Below are 759 nucleotides of genomic sequence, written 5' to 3'. Positions count from 1 at the left end.
AGATTTAAATCCGTTTAATTGGATTTTTTTAAACTCCATGCACTAACTTATATCAGTTTTTCTAGCGCTTTTTTTAAATTTTTATAATTTAGAGTTTTTTCAAATTTTTCGTTGTTAATAATAATCGTAGGAGTTGCGTTCACTTTGAAGTTCTTTGCTCCATCGATTCGATCGTTTAATACAAAATCTTCAATTCCCTTATTATTTATACAAGTATCAAAATCAATACTAAATCCCTCACTTTTTAAAAATTTTTGTAGATTTTTATTTGCCTCCTGTATCGAACTTCCCTTTACCCATTTTTGTTGATTAGCATATAAACTTTCAAGGATATCTGAATTTCCATCATTCTTACACTGAGAAACTTTAGATGCATTAAAGGCCGCTATGTCTAATGGAAAATGTCTAAATTCTATTTTAGCGAGTCCGGTATCAAGATACTCTTCTTTTAATTGAGGATAAACATTTTTATGAAAATTAGCACAATGACTACAAGTTAACGATTCAAAAGCTATAATAGTTATTTTTGCATCTTTGTTACCAACAGTTATTCTTTTAATTTCCTCAGCTTGTACATTTAAGACTGTAGTAAAAGATATTAATATTAAGAATATAATTTTTTTCATTTCTCTTTAAAAACCCTGGTTAACTCTGTTAATGATTTTTTAATTTTCTCGTTTTTAACACCTTTAATCTTATCTTGGTATTTACTAATTGCCACATTTTTAACTTTTGTTTTACTCGAGCCTGTCATAGATC

At 27.5% G+C, this 759-nt stretch carries 1 protein-coding gene; it reads right to left on the bottom strand.

Features of this window, described 5'->3' with window-relative positions:
* Window positions 1–47 precede the first annotated feature (47 nt).
* Complete coding sequence (locus AMO08_RS04215; RefSeq protein WP_075485506.1) at window positions 48–626, bottom strand: thioredoxin domain-containing protein; 579 nt, start codon at window positions 624–626, stop codon at window positions 48–50.
* Between the last annotated feature and the right edge of the window lie 133 nt (window positions 627–759).

This window comes from Candidatus Pelagibacter communis, from assembly GCF_001180205.1.
Lineage (GTDB): Bacteria > Pseudomonadota > Alphaproteobacteria > Pelagibacterales > Pelagibacteraceae > Pelagibacter > Pelagibacter ubique_O.
Note: the sequence above shows the minus strand (reverse complement) of the source record. Positions and strands in the feature narration are given on the sequence as shown.

What these genes read in the sequence shown, in the direction of transcription:
- AMO08_RS04215 (WP_075485506.1), bottom strand. Translation starts at nt 626, where the DNA reads ATGAAAAAAATTATATTCTTAATATTAATATCTTTTACTACAGTCTTA.